We start from the raw sequence: 13,905 nt of genomic DNA on the forward strand, positions 1-13,905 counted from the left end.
CCGGTACAGACTCGGGCTGAGCCTGCACCGTGGCCGGCAAAGGGACCGCGGGCGGATCAGCCCTTGGTCAGGGTGGCCACGGCGCGCTCGAAGCGGTCCAGGCCTTCGTCGATGTCGGCGTCTTCAACTACCAGGCTTGGCGCGAAGCGGACCACATCCGGGCCGGCCTGCAGCACCATCACGCCTTCTTTCTCGGCGGCGTTGAGCACATCCTTGGCCTTGCCTTTCCAGGCCTCGGTCAGCACGCAGCCCAGCAGCAGGCCAACGCCACGCACCTGGCTGAACAGGTTGTACTTCTGGCCGATCTGCTCCAGGCGGACCTTGAAGCGCTCATGCTTGGCCTTGATACCGGCCAGGGTTTCCGGGGTGTTGACCACGTCCAGCACCGCGCAGGCGACGGCGCAGCCCAGCGGGTTGCCGCCGTAGGTGGTGCCGTGGGTGCCGACGGCCAAGTGCTTGGCCAGTTCGGTGGTGGTCAGCATGGCACCGATCGGGAAACCACCGCCCAGGCTCTTGGCGCTGGTCAGGATGTCCGGGGTAACACCGTAGTGCTGGTAGGCATACAGCGAACCGGTACGGCCAACGCCGGTCTGCACTTCGTCGAAGATCAGCAGGGCGTTGTGCTCGTCACACAGTTTGCGCGCGCCTTCCAGGTAGGCCTTGTCGGCCGGCACCACGCCGCTCTCGCCCTGGATCGGCTCGATCACCACGGCGCAGGTCTTGTCGGAAATCTGTGCCTTCAGCGCTTCCAGGTCGTTGTACGGCACATGGCTGATGCCGGTGATCTTCGGGCCGAAACCATCGGAGTACTTCGGCTGGCCACCGACGCTTACGGTGAACAGGGTACGGCCGTGGAAGCTGTTCACGGTGGCGATGATTTCGTGCTTTTCCGGGCCGAAGCGGTCGTGGGCAACACGACGGGCCAGCTTGAAGGCGGCCTCGTTGGACTCAGCGCCGGAGTTGCAGAAGAACGCACGGTCGGCAAAGGTGGCGTCCACCAGCTTGCGGGCCAGGCGCAGGGCCGGCTCGTTGGTGAACACGTTGGATACGTGCCAGAGGGTATTGGCCTGCTCGGTCAGGGCCTTGACCAGTGCCGGGTGGCAGTGGCCCAGGGCGTTGACCGCGATGCCACCGGCAAAATCGATCAATTCGCGACCCGACTGGTCCCAGACACGGGAGCCCTCGCCTCGCACAGGAATGAAGGCCGCCGGAGAATAGTTGGGGACCATGACCTGGTCGAAATCGGCACGTTGCACCGGGGCTTGCTCAACGGACATCTGAGTCTCCTGAAGAGGAACGCTGGCCTGGAAGTGGCGAGCGATGGGGGGATTGTAAGGACTGATCCGCGCCTGTCCTTGCGGCCAAGCGACAACTTGTTACAGCGCAAAACCCAGTTTTGACAAGGCTTTCGGCAATGCGACAAACACTGTCGCAATCGCGCAGTGTACGGGAGAGAGGGGGCTGGGTGAACGGGTGTTCACATATAGAAGTAGGTGGCCTGCACCGGCCCTATCGCCGGCAAGCCAGCTCCCACAAGTACCCCGTAACCATCAAGGCCTGTGGTGATCCTGTGGGAGCTGGCTTGCCGGCGATAGGGCCAGTACAGACTACAGGGCAATCAGCCTTTTTCGGCAGGCGCCGAGCTCAGTTCGAACGGGCTGCTGCTACGCCGCTGGTTGCGATCCTCCCGCGGCGTTGCGCCAAAGAAGTTGCGGTAGGCACTGGAAAAATGCGGCCCCGAGGAGAAGCCGCAGGACAGCCCGATCTGGATGATCGACTTGCTGGTCTGCATCAGCATCTGCCGCGCCTTGTTCAGCCGCAGCTCCAGGTAATACTGGCTCGGCACGCGGTTCAGGTACTGCTTGAAGATGCGCTCCAGCTGCCGGCGCGACACGCACACGTGTTGGGCAATTTCGTCGGTGGTCAGCGGCTCTTCGATGTTGGCTTCCATCAGCAGCACCGCCTGGGTCAGCTTGGGGTGGCTGGAGCCCAGGCGGTTCTGCAGCGGAATACGCTGGCGCTCGCCACCCTCGCGAATGCGCTCGACCACCAGTTCCTCCGACACCGCCCCGGCCAGCTCCGCCCCGTGATCACGGGCCAACACTGCCAGCAGCAGGTCGGTCACGGCCATGCCGCCACAAGCGGTCAGGCGATCGCGGTCCCAGTCGAACAGGTGACTGGTGGCGATAACCTTGGGGAAGCGCTCGGCAAAATCATCCTGCCAGCGCCAGTGCACCGCAGCCCGGTAACCGTCGAGCAGGCCCAGCATCGCCAGAGGGTAGACCCCGGCCGACAGGCCGCCAATCATGCAACCACTGCGCGCCAACTGCTTGAGCGCCGCCGACAACGCAGCCCCCACCGCCGGCGGCTGCTCGTCAGCCAACAGGAACAGCTTGTGACACCCCTCCAGGCGACCGTTCCACGGCTCGCCCGGCAAGCGCCAGCTACCCTCTTGCGCCGGCTCCGCCTGCAGAAAGACCAGATCGTAGACCACCTCCGGGTGCACCCGCTGCGCCACCTGCAACACTTCCTCGGCCAGCGCCAGGGTCAAGGGCCGGGTGCTGGGCCAAATGAGAAAACCGATTCGCTGGGTGGTCATAGGTGCGGTCCGAAACCTGAGGTCGTTCGAGTCTGTGCGCCGGGTCAGGCTGCGCTCGCCGCGCAGCATGCCCTATTCTGGTGCAAAAATGCAGCTTTTACTTCAGGCTGCCGGAGAGGAACTGCTTCAGGCGCTCCGACTGCGGGTTGGCCAGCACTTCGCGCGGGCAGCCGGTTTCTTCCACCAGGCCCTTGTGCAGGAACACCAGCTGGTTGGAAACCTCACGGGCAAAGCCCATTTCGTGGGTCACCACCACCATGGTGCGGCCTTCCTGGGCCAGCGACTGCATCACCTTGAGCACATCGCCCACCAGTTCCGGGTCCAGCGCCGAGGTCGGCTCGTCGAACAGCATGACCTCCGGCTCCATGGCCAGCGCCCGGGCAATTGCCACACGCTGCTGCTCGCCGCCGGACATGTGCCCCGGGAAGGCATCCTTGCGGTGGGCGACTCCGACCTTGGCCAGGTAATGCTCGGCCTTTTCCAGGGCCTCCTTGCGATTCACACCCAGCACATGCACCGGCGCTTCGATGATGTTTTCCAGCGCGGTCATGTGCGACCACAGGTTGAAGTGCTGGAAAACCATCGACAGGCGCGAGCGCATGCGCTGCAGCTGACGCGGGTCGGCTGCCTTGAGCGCGCCGTCCTTGCCCGGTACCAGCTTCAACTCTTCGTTGTTGAGCAGGATCTTGCCAGCGTGCGGCTGCTCCAGCAGGTTGATGCAGCGCAGGAAGGTCGACTTGCCCGAACCGCTGGAGCCGATGATGCTGATGACATCGCCTGCCTTGGCCGACAGGGACACGCCCTTGAGCACTTCATGGCTACCGTAGCGCTTGTGCAGGTCTTGGACTTCGAGTTTGTACATGCTGTCGATTCTCACAAAGCGGTCAGTGCTTGCGCGGCGCCAGGTAGCCGAGCCAGCGGCGTTCGGCCATCTTGAACAGGCGCACCAGGATGAAGGTCAGGCACAGGTAGAACACGCCCGCCGTGATATAGGCCTCGAAAGGCAGGTAGTACTGGGCATTGACCGTGCGCGCAGCGCCAGTGATGTCGATCAGGGTAACGATCGACGCCAGGCTGGTGGTCTGCAGCATCATGATCACTTCGTTGCTGTACTGCGGCAGCGCCCGGCGCAGGGCCGACGGCAGCAGGATGCGCCGGTACATCTTCATGCGCGACATGCCCATGGCCTTGGCCGCCTCGATTTCGCCATGCGGCGTGGCCTTGAGGCTGCCGGCGATGATTTCGGCGGTGTAGGCACTGGTGTTGATGCCGAACGCCAGGCAGGCGCAGAAGGTAGCGCTGGACAGCAGCGGCCACAGGAAGCTTTCGCGCACCGCCTCGAACTGCGCCAGGCCGTAATAGATCAGGAACAGCTGCACCAGCATCGGCGTGCCGCGGATCACGTAGGTGTAAAGCCACGCCACGAGATTGACCGCTGGCTGCTTGGACACCCGCATCAGGCCCAGCGGAATGGCCGCCAGCAGCCCGAAGAACAGCGAAATCGCCAGCAGCTTGAGGGTGGTCAGCAGGCCGCCGAAATACATCGGCAGTGCCTCCCAGACGACGTTGTAGTCGAAGATCATAGTTCAGCCACCTTGACGCCAACCGAGTAGCGGCGCTCGAGATACTTCAGGGCCAGCAGCGAGATGCTGGTCAGCACCAGGTACAGGGCCGCCACCGCCAGGAAGAAGGTGAAAGGCTCGCGGGTGGCATCGGCCGCCTGCTTGGCCTTGAACATCATGTCCTGCAGGCCCACTACCGAAATCAGCGCGGTGGCCTTGGTCAGCACCAGCCAGTTGTTGGTGAAGCCCGGGATCGCCAGGCGAATCATTTGCGGCACCTGGATGCGGAAGAACACCTGGCGGTTGCTCATGCCATACGCCACGCCGGCTTCGGCCTGGCCTTTCGGAATACCAAGGAACGCACCGCGGAAGGTTTCCGACAGGTAGGCACCAAAGATGAAGCCCAGGGTACCGATACCCGCGATCAGCGGATTCAGGTCGATGTAGTCTTCATAACCGAGCAGCGGCGCAACCCGGTTGATGATGTCCTGCCCGCCGTAGAAGATCAGCAGGATCAGGACCAGGTCCGGAATACCACGAATCACCGTGGAATACAGATCGCCCAGCCAGGCCAGCCAGCGCACCGGCGACAAGCGCAGTGCCACACCGATCAGGCCGAGCACGATGGCCAGGGCCATCGACGACAGGGCGAGCTGAAGCGTCAGCCACGCCCCGTCGAGGATGACTGCCCCGTAGCCTTTCAACATGATGAGGTCCTCGACCTAGAGAATGAAAAATGGTGCAAACCTCAGAGCCTCTGCTGTTTGCACCATTGCACAGGTGAAACCCGACGTCTTAGTTCGAGTCTGGACCGTAGATGTCGAAGTTGAAGTACTTCTTCTCGATTTCTTTGTACTTGCCGTTGGCACGGATGGCGTCGATGGCAGCGTTGATGCGGTCGACGTTGGCCTTGTCACCCTTGCGCACGGCAATACCGATGCCGTCGCCGAAGTACTTGGCGTCGGTGAAGGCCGGGCCTACGAAGGCGAAGCCCTTGCCGGCGTCGGTCTTGAGGAAGCCGTCTTCCAGCAGGGTGGCGTCAGCCACGGTGCCATCGAGGCGGCCAGCTGCCACGTCCAGGTAGATTTCGTTCTGGGTGCCGTAAGGAACCACGGTGGCACCTTTGGCGCCCAGCACTTCCTTGGCGAAGCGGTCGTGGATCGAACCGCGCTGCACACCAATCTTCTTGCCCTTGAGCTCATCCAGGCTGTCGCTGACGGCGGTACCTTCCTTCATCACCAGGCGCGCCGGGGTCAGGTAGTAGCGCTTGGTGAAGTCGACCGATTTCTTGCGGTCTTCGGTGATCGACATGGACGACAGGATGGCGTCGATCTTGCGCACTTTCAGCGCCGGGATCAGGCCGTCGAACTCCTGCTCGACCCAGGTGCACTTGGCTTTCATCTCTTCGCACAGGGCGTTGCCGATGTCGTAGTCAAAACCGGCAATGCTGCCGTCTGGCTGCTTGAAGGCGAAGGGTGGGTAGGCGGCTTCGATGCCGATTTTCAGCGGTTTTTCATCGGCCTGCGACACCAGGGAAAACACGGACAGCGCCAGGGCGCCAAGCAGTGCGAGCTTCTTCATCAGGTAACTCCATCGGTACGGAGCAATACAAGGCAGGTAACGGCTGCCCGATATGCGAATGGGTACAACGCGAGCCGCGCAGGGTTCGACCAAGGTCGCAGACCACGAGCGAGTGAGTGGCATTTTAACGACAGCCCGGTAGTCGATATTTCTTCAAAGCGACAACTACTTACAGAAGCGCTTGAAACGGCAGCGGGCGATGTTGACAGCCATTGCAAAATATGCAAGAGCGCAAGAAATAGAACCTATAGTACTAGCAATTCCCGGGCCTATTATTGGCAAAGCCTTGTATTACGGCAAGTGCAGCGTGCCGTGTCGCAAAAAAGGCTGCGAAAACGCACCGAAACAGGCCGGATTTGTTTCCTGGCGCCCCGATATTGTGCGACGCCGGTGACAGAACAGTTACCGATGAATGTCGGGTAACAGTAAAGCAAAAACCCCGCCGGTTGCCCGGGCGGGGTTCTTGCTGGCTGGCCTCACTGGTACAACACAGCCCTCAGGCATATACCTCACCCTGTGGGAGCGGCTTCAGCCGCGAACACCGGCAACGCCGGTGCCATCCACCGCGCTGGGCTCTTCGCGGCTAAAGCCGCTCCCACAGAGATAGCGCAACGCCTCCAGCGTTTGCGAGCCCCACTATCAGGCCGAAGCCAGGCTCATGGCCTTGTGGGTATCGATCAGGTGTTGCACCACACCCGGGTCGGCCAGGGTCGAGATATCGCCCAGGGCATCGTACTCACCCGTGGCAATCTTGCGCAGGATGCGGCGCATGATCTTGCCCGACCGGGTCTTCGGCAGCCCCGGCGCCCACTGGATCACATCCGGCGAGGCGATCGGGCCGATTTCCTTGCGCACCCAGTTCTTCAGCTCCAGGCGCAGCTGCTCGCTGGCCTCGATACCGGCGTTGAGGGTGACATACACATAGATGCCCTGCCCCTTGATGTCGTGCGGCACACCCACCACCGCGGCCTCGGCCACTTTCGCATGCGCCACCATGGCGCTTTCGATTTCGGCAGTACCCATGCGGTGACCGGACACGTTCAGCACGTCATCCACGCGACCGGTGATCCAGTAGTAGCCATCCTCGTCGCGGCGCGCACCATCACCGGTGAAGTACATGCCACGGAAGGTCTTGAAGTAGGTATCGACGAAACGGTCGTGGTCGCCGTACAGCGAACGCGACTGGCCCGGCCAGGAATCGAGGATCACCAGGTTGCCTTCGGCAGCGCCCTCGATCAGGTTGCCCAGGTTGTCCACCAGCGCCGGCACCACGCCGAAGAATGGGCGGGTTGCCGAGCCCGGCTTGAGGCCGGTGGCGCCCGGCAGCGGGCTGATCAGGATGCCGCCGGTCTCGGTCTGCCACCAGGTGTCGACGATCGGGCAACGCTCCTTGCCCACGGTCTTGTAGTACCAGTTCCAGGCTTCGGGGTTGATCGGCTCACCCACCGAGCCCAGCAGGCGCAGGCTGGAGCCATCGGCACCTTCGACTGCAGCCTGCCCTTCGGCCATCATCGCGCGGATGGCGGTTGGCGCGGTGTACAGGATGTTGACCTTGTGCTTGTCGACGATCTTCGACACGCGCGTGATGTCGGGGTAGTTCGGCACGCCTTCGAACAGCAAGGTAGTAGCGCCGTTGGCCAGCGGGCCGTAGACGATGTAGCTGTGGCCGGTGACCCAACCCACGTCAGCGGTACACCAGTACACCTCGCCCGGGCGATAGTCGAACACGCGCTCATGGGTCAGCGCGGCGTATACCAGGTAGCCGCCGGTGGTGTGCAGCACGCCCTTCGGCTTGCCGGTGGAGCCGGAGGTATAAAGGATGAACAGCGCTTCCTCGGCACCCATCTCTTTCGGCGCGCAATGGCTGGAGGCGACTTTCATCAGGTCTTCGTACCAGATGTCGCGGTGCTGGTGCCAGGCAATGTCGCCACCGGTGCGCTTGCACACGATGATCTTCTGCACGCTGTTGGTTTCAGGGTTGGTCAGCGCCAGGTCGACGTTGGCCTTGAGCGGGGTACGGCGGCCACCGCGCACGCCTTCGTCTGCGGTGATCACGACCTTGGACTTGCAGTCGATGATACGGCCAGCCAGCGCTTCGGGCGAGAAGCCGCCGAACACCACCGAGTGAATCGCACCGATACGGGCACAGGCCAGCATGGCGACCACGGCTTCGGGGATCATCGGCATGTAGATGGTGACCACGTCACCCCGGTGCACATCCTGGCCACGCAGGGCGTTGGCGAACTTGCAGACCTGCTCGTGCAGTTCGCGGTAGGTGATGTTGCGGTGTTCGGAAGGGTCGTCGCCTTCCCAGATGATGGCCAACTGGTCACCGCGCTCTTCGAGATGGCGGTCCAGGCAGTTGGAGGAAACGTTCAGAGTGCCGTCGGCGAACCATTTGATATCGACGTGATGGTCGTCGAAGGAGGTCTGCTTGACCTTGGTGAACGGCTTGATCCAGTCGATGCGCTGGGCCTGCTCGCGCCAGAAGCCGTCCGGGTTGATCACCGATTGCTGGTACATGGCCTTGTAGGTGGCCTCGTCGGTCAGGGTGGTGGCCGCAACCTCGGGACGAACGGGATACAGTGGAGCCGCACTCATCTGTGTTACCTCGGTGTAATAGTTGTTTTTGTATGGAACCGTTTGTAACTGTACCAGAGCGACAAAAGCCATTCGACGTTGGTAGTAATTTGGTACGCCCGTTCAGACAAAGCGCTCTGGCACGCACCTTACAGCCCAGGCGAGAAATTACGGGCGCGGTTTACCAGAGGATTGTTACAGATTCTGTCAAAACACTTTATCAAAAGACCCACTGTTTCGGCCTTGGCCCCAGCCATAAAATTCACCTCGCCAGCAACGGCAAGGCGATTAACAACTGGTAACAGCCCCCACGAAGGCAAGCGTTAATCCCCCTCCAAACCTGATAGTTAAAACTAGCAATACTCGCGGCGCCATAAGCGCCGCGTGCCCCCTCACGACCTTAGACAGGTAAATTGAAAATGAAAGCTTTACTGGTATTGGTACTTGGCAGTCTTTGCGGCGCGGCGATGGCCGGCGAAGCCAAAGATGCCGAGCAGATTCCGGTTGAACAGTACAGTTACTCGCAGCACCTGGACATTGCCCGCGTCATTTCCATGAGCGAAGTGCCCAATGTGTGCGAAGTCGTGCCAGCCCGCATGACCTACGAGGACTCCAAGGGCCAGAAGCACATTCTCGAATACCGCGTGATGGGGAACGGCTGCTCGAACGGCTGATACCTTGTGAATTGGGGCCCTGCGGGCCCCTTTCGCGGGCTTGCCCGCTCCCACAGGTACAGCGCCTGCCCTGAATTTGGCGCGGTACCTGTGGGAGCGGGCAAGCCCGCGAAGAATATTGCACCTGATTAACAGGTTATTGACCAACCGCTTATTAATCTACCGACTTGCCCAACGAATAATCCCTCAACTTGTTGGCAATAGTAGTATGCGAAACACCCAGTCTTTTACCTAAAGCCCGACTACTCGGGAATTCCCCCATCAAACTTTCCAGTACCGCTTTTTCAAAACGTCCGACAATCTGCGAAAGATCCCCATCCAGCGAAAATTCACCCAGCGGTTGGCGCACGCCGTAATCCGGCAAACGTATATGTTCACTTTTGACCACGCCGCCTTCGCATAACGAAACCGCCTGGAACAACACGTTTTCCAACTGCCTTACATTACCCGGCCAATGGTACTGGCCGAGTTTGTCCATCGCCGCTGGCGCCAGGCGCGGCATGGCGCAGCCGATCTGCCGGCTGGCCTGGTCGAGAAAGTGCTGCACTAGCCCTTCAAGGCCATCCATGCATTCGCGCAATGGTGGAATGTGCAGCGACAACACATTGAGCCGGTGATACAGGTCCTGGCGAAACTCGCCACGGGCACACAATTCGGACAAATCCACCTGGGTCGCGCAGATCACTCGCACATCCAGGTACACCTCTTCATCGCTGCCTACGCGGCGGAAGCAGCCATCTTGCAGAAAACGCAGCAGCTTTACCTGCAAGCGTGGGCTCATCTCCCCTACCCCGTCGAGAAACAGCGTGCCACCGGCGGTCAGCTCCAGCAGCCCCAGCTTGCCCTCGGCCCGCGCCCCTTCGAATGCCCCGGGGCCGTAGCCGAACAGCTCGGTCTCGGCCATCGACTCGGGCAACCCGGCGCAGTTGAGCGCCATCAACGGCGACTGGCCGCGCGGGCTTGCCAGGTGGCAGGCACGCGCCAGCAATTCCTTGCCGGTGCCGGTCTCGCCCTCGATCAGCAAAGGCGCGTCCAGCGGCGCCATGCGCCGCGCCTCGCGCACCACCGCAGCCATCACCCGCGAGCTCTGGAAGATACTGTCGAAACCGCGCAGCTCCTGCTTGCGCACGTTATAGATGCGCTCACCGATTCGGTCGGCGCGGTGCAGGGTCAGCACCGCGCCGGCCAGCGCCTCGCTGTCGTCGTGCTCGGACTGCAGCGGCGCGATATCGGCCAGGAACACATCGCCCTTGACCTTGATGCGCAGGCCGTTGATGCGCGACTTGTTGGCGCGCACCAGCTCTGGCAGGTCGAAGTCCTCCACATAGCGCGCCAGCGGCATGCCCGGCACTTCGTCCACCCGCACCCCCAGCAGCTGCGCAGCGGCACGATTGGCGGCGACGATGCTGCCGCCCATGTCGATCGACAGTACCGGAAAGTCCAGCGCACCCAGCAACGCATTCAGCTCCATGTGTCGGCGCTCGCTGGGCATCAGCCCCACGCGCTTGACACCGAATACCCCGGCAATCGCCTCGAACTTCGGCCGCAGCGCCTGGAACTGCAGATTGATCAGGTTCGGGCAATGCAGGTAGATGGCGTTGCCATGGTCACCGCCCACCTCGCCGCGCAGCACGTTGATGCCGTACTCCACCAGCAGGTTGAGGATGTCGCGCAGGATGCCAATACGGTTCTGGCAATGCACTTTGATACGCATGAGGGCTCTCGAAGCGCCAATGTTTTTCAACACCGCGCGGAAAAGTCGTAAAGATAAGCTGACAAAAACAGCCGAAGCTTCAGCCAGATGCCTCGGATTTTCCGACACCTACGCCTTTTTGTAAAATTATCGTTACGAAAACATCGCCGAATGCCGGTCCCGCCCAATGGCCCACCCCGTGCAAAGTGGCCAGCGAAGGGATATTCCTTAGGCATGTCCTGCACATAACAAGAAAAGCCCTCACCAGGAGAGCCACATGAAACAGACGCAATACGTGGCACGCGAGCCCGATGCGCATGGTTTTATCGATTACCCGCAGCAAGAGCATGCGGTATGGAACACCCTGATCACCCGTCAGTTGAAAGTGATCGAAGGCCGCGCGTGCCAGGAATACCTGGACGGCATCGACCAGCTCAAGCTGCCCCATGACCGTATTCCGCAACTGGGCGAGATCAACAAGGTGCTGGGCGCCACCACCGGTTGGCAGGTTGCTCGGGTCCCGGCGCTGATCCCCTTCCAGACCTTCTTCGAACTGCTGGCCAGCAAGCGCTTCCCGGTAGCCACCTTCATCCGTACCCCGGAAGAGCTGGACTACCTGCAAGAGCCCGATATCTTCCACGAGATCTTCGGCCACTGCCCGCTGCTGACCAACCCCTGGTTCGCCGAATTCACCCATACCTACGGCAAGCTCGGCCTGGCCGCGACCAAGGAACAACGCGTTTACCTGGCGCGCCTGTACTGGATGACCATCGAGTTCGGCCTGATGGAAACCGCGCAGGGCCGCAAGATCTATGGCGGCGGCATCCTCTCGTCGCCAAAGGAGACCGTCTACAGTCTGTCTGGCGAGCCCGAGCACCAGGCCTTCGACCCGATCGAGGCCATGCGCACACCGTACCGCATCGACATCCTGCAGCCGCTGTATTTCGTGCTACCGAACATGAAGCGTCTGTTCGACCTGGCCCACGAAGACATCATGGGCATGGTTCACAAAGCCATGCAGCTGGGCCTGCACGCACCGAAGTTTCCACCCAAGGTCGCTGCCTGAGCGACCTTGCCGATAACAACTCGAACCGGAAAACACCACATGAATGCCTTGAACCAAGCCCATTGCGAAGCCTGCCGCGCCGACGCACCAAAGGTCACCGACGAAGAGCTGGCCGAGCTGATTCGCGAAATCCCGGACTGGAACATCGAAGTACGTGACGGCCACATGGAGCTGGAACGCGTGTTCCTGTTCAAGAACTTCAAGCACGCCCTGGCGTTCACCAATGCCGTGGGCGAGATCGCCGAGGCCGAAGGCCACCACCCGGGCCTGCTGACCGAGTGGGGCAAGGTCACCGTGACCTGGTGGAGCCACTCGATCAAAGGCCTGCACCGCAATGACTTCATCATGTGCGCACGCACCGACAAGGTGGCGGAGACGGCTGAAGGCCGCAAGTAACTGCTTGGAAATTGGGGCCGCTTCGCGCCCCTTCGCGGCGGTTCGGCGCCCCGACACGTCCGCTCCCACTAGGACCGCGCAAGCCCTGATCTTCGCGGTCCTAGTGGGAGCGGGCGTGTCGGGGCGCCGAACCGCCGCGAAGGGGCGCGAAGCGGCCCCAGTTTTTTGCAGGAAAAATGTCCGCTGTTCGCCCGCAAAACCGACAAGCGACCGCCAAAAAAACCCAAACTGTCATCCAGACTTGTGTATCCTGCCCCAGCTTTGCAAAGCTTCAAACGCGCCTGGCGCAGACTTTTCACTCACACTTGCGAGGAACGACGAGATGCATGAAATCCCGAATCTTCCCTTCCCAAGCCTGAACCCAGAAGAGCCAACCGTTACCGTTCACGCCGAACCGGCAGCTGCCGTCGAGCAGGATGGTGACGATCAATCCAGCGCTGACCAGGAATAACCGCGCATCCCCCGACTGTGTGAAAACGGCTGACCTGCGGGCTATCCCCGTCATCACGTTTTCACACCGTCCAGAACCCACGTAGGCCCTCATGCCCCACTCACCGCGCCCTCTTGCGGTCACCCTGCAAGTCGTCTCCATCGTCCTCTTCACCTTCATCGGCTACCTGAACATCGGCATCCCGCTGGCAGTATTGCCCGGCTATGTGCACAACGACCTGGGCTTCAGCGCCGTGGTCGCGGGCCTGGTGATCAGCGTGCAGTACCTAGCCACCCTGCTCAGCCGCCCCACCGCCAGCCGCATCATCGACAACTACGGCAGCAAGAAGGCGGTCATGTATGGCTTGGCCGGCTGCGGGCTCAGCGGGGTGTTCATGCTGGCCTGCGCCTTCCTCACCCACCTCCCTTGGCTTAGCCTGGCCTGCCTGCTGGTCGGCCGCCTGGTACTCGGCAGTGCGGAAAGCCTGGTGGGCTCCGGTTCCATTGGCTGGGGCATTGGCCGCGTAGGTGCTGAAAACACGGCCAAGGTCATTTCCTGGAACGGCATCGCCAGCTATGGCGCGCTGGCCATCGGCGCTCCGTTGGGCGTGCTGATGGTCAAGAGCCTGGGCCTGTGGAGCATGGGCGTGAGCATCATCCTGCTGTGTGCGCTCGGGTTGCTGCTGGCCTGGCCCAAACAGGCCGCACCGATCGTCAGTGGCGTGCGCCTGCCGTTCCTGCGGGTGCTGGGCAAGGTGTTCCCGCACGGCTCGGGGCTTGCCCTGGGCTCGATCGGCTTTGGCACCATCGCCACCTTCATCACCTTGTATTACGCCAGCCGTGGCTGGGCCAATGCGGCACTGACCCTGAGCCTGTTCGGCGCCAGCTTCATCAGTGCGCGACTACTGTTCGGCAACCTGATCAACCGGCTTGGCGGGTTCCGGGTGGCGATCGCCTGCCTGTCGGTGGAAACGCTCGGGCTGCTGATGCTGTGGCTGGCGCCCAGCGCCGAACTGGCGTTGGCGGGGGCCGCACTGAGCGGGTTCGGCTTCTCGCTGGTGTTCCCGGCACTGGGCGTGGAGGCGGTGAACCAGGTGTCGGCGGCCAACCGCGGGGCGGCGGTGGGGGCTTATTCGCTGTTCATCGATTTGTCGCTGGGGGTGACCGGGCCACTGGTGGGCGCGGTGGCGGCGGGGTTCGGGTTTGCTTCGATGTTTCTGTTTGCGGCAGCGGCGGCGGCTTGCGGGCTGGTGTTGAGTTTGTATCTGTATCGGCAGGCGCAGCGAAGGCGGGATCGCGCACAGCAAACCTGATTTATGTACTGC

Annotated in this window: 13 protein-coding genes; 5 read left to right on the plus strand and 8 right to left on the minus strand. The window is 61.8% G+C overall.

The annotated features are described in order from the left end of the window. Positions 1 to 56 precede the first annotated feature (56 nt). From AC2T3R_RS19100 to acs, 7 genes are all read right to left on the minus strand, one after another. A complete protein-coding gene (locus AC2T3R_RS19100) occupies positions 57 to 1,277 on the minus strand; it encodes an aspartate aminotransferase family protein (protein ID WP_253138549.1) in 1,221 nt (406 codons plus the stop codon). 341 nt (positions 1,278 to 1,618) lie between these two features. Beyond that, positions 1,619 to 2,599, minus strand: coding sequence for a transcriptional regulator ArgR (argR, locus tag AC2T3R_RS19105; RefSeq protein WP_238066723.1), 981 nt, complete (start codon positions 2,597 to 2,599; stop codon positions 1,619 to 1,621). Positions 2,600 to 2,696: 97 nt separating this feature from the next. Then, entirely contained in the window at positions 2,697 to 3,461 is a 765-nt protein-coding gene (locus AC2T3R_RS19110; protein ID WP_013973655.1) for an ABC transporter ATP-binding protein, read from the minus strand. Between the two features lie 22 nt (positions 3,462 to 3,483). Beyond that, positions 3,484 to 4,182 (minus strand): ABC transporter permease, encoded by a 699-nt coding sequence (locus AC2T3R_RS19115; protein ID WP_003260115.1) that lies wholly within the window; start codon positions 4,180 to 4,182, stop codon positions 3,484 to 3,486. After that, entirely contained in the window at positions 4,179 to 4,868 is a 690-nt protein-coding gene (locus AC2T3R_RS19120; protein ID WP_003260113.1) for an ABC transporter permease, read from the minus strand. The genes AC2T3R_RS19115 and AC2T3R_RS19120 overlap by 4 nt, the downstream gene beginning before the upstream one ends. A gap of 88 nt (positions 4,869 to 4,956) precedes the next feature. Next, entirely contained in the window at positions 4,957 to 5,742 is a 786-nt protein-coding gene (locus AC2T3R_RS19125; RefSeq protein ID WP_054903345.1) for an ABC transporter substrate-binding protein, read from the minus strand. Between the two features lie 639 nt (positions 5,743 to 6,381). Continuing rightward, the gene (gene acs / locus AC2T3R_RS19130) at positions 6,382 to 8,343 is read right to left on the minus strand and encodes an acetate--CoA ligase (protein ID WP_015271271.1); all 1,962 of its coding nucleotides are present in this window, start codon (positions 8,341 to 8,343) and stop codon (positions 6,382 to 6,384) included. Between the two features lie 398 nt (positions 8,344 to 8,741). On the opposite strand from acs, the gene AC2T3R_RS19135 reads away from it, so the two are divergent. Continuing rightward, on the plus strand, positions 8,742 to 8,996 hold the full coding sequence (locus tag AC2T3R_RS19135) for a DUF2790 domain-containing protein (protein WP_003260110.1): 255 nt from the start codon (positions 8,742 to 8,744) through the stop codon (positions 8,994 to 8,996). 154 nt (positions 8,997 to 9,150) lie between these two features. On the opposite strand, the gene AC2T3R_RS19140 is transcribed toward AC2T3R_RS19135, so the two are convergent. Then, positions 9,151 to 10,710: a sigma-54-dependent phenylalanine hydroxylase transcriptional regulator PhhR gene (locus AC2T3R_RS19140; RefSeq protein ID WP_024087504.1), complete on the minus strand. Its 1,560-nt coding sequence runs from the start codon at positions 10,708 to 10,710 to the stop codon at positions 9,151 to 9,153. Positions 10,711 to 10,966: 256 nt separating this feature from the next. On the opposite strand from AC2T3R_RS19140, the gene phhA reads away from it, so the two are divergent. The 4 genes from phhA to AC2T3R_RS19160 all read left to right on the plus strand — a co-directional run bounded on the left by phhA (position 10,967) and on the right by AC2T3R_RS19160 (position 13,893). After that, positions 10,967 to 11,755, plus strand: a complete 789-nt coding sequence (phhA, locus tag AC2T3R_RS19145) for a phenylalanine 4-monooxygenase (RefSeq protein ID WP_003260109.1) — start codon at positions 10,967 to 10,969, stop codon at positions 11,753 to 11,755. Positions 11,756 to 11,794: 39 nt separating this feature from the next. Then, on the plus strand, positions 11,795 to 12,151 hold the full coding sequence (locus AC2T3R_RS19150; RefSeq protein WP_003254532.1) for a 4a-hydroxytetrahydrobiopterin dehydratase: 357 nt from the start codon (positions 11,795 to 11,797) through the stop codon (positions 12,149 to 12,151). A 322-nt stretch (positions 12,152 to 12,473) separates the two neighbouring features. After that, on the plus strand, positions 12,474 to 12,602 hold the full coding sequence (locus AC2T3R_RS19155) for a hypothetical protein (protein ID WP_015271274.1): 129 nt from the start codon (positions 12,474 to 12,476) through the stop codon (positions 12,600 to 12,602). 91 nt (positions 12,603 to 12,693) lie between these two features. Continuing rightward, positions 12,694 to 13,893, plus strand: a complete 1,200-nt coding sequence (locus tag AC2T3R_RS19160) for an MFS transporter (protein ID WP_486744113.1) — start codon at positions 12,694 to 12,696, stop codon at positions 13,891 to 13,893. The last annotated feature ends 12 nt before the right edge of the window (positions 13,894 to 13,905 follow it).

The sequence above is a fragment of the Pseudomonas sp. PVC-5-1 genome, from assembly GCF_057444345.1.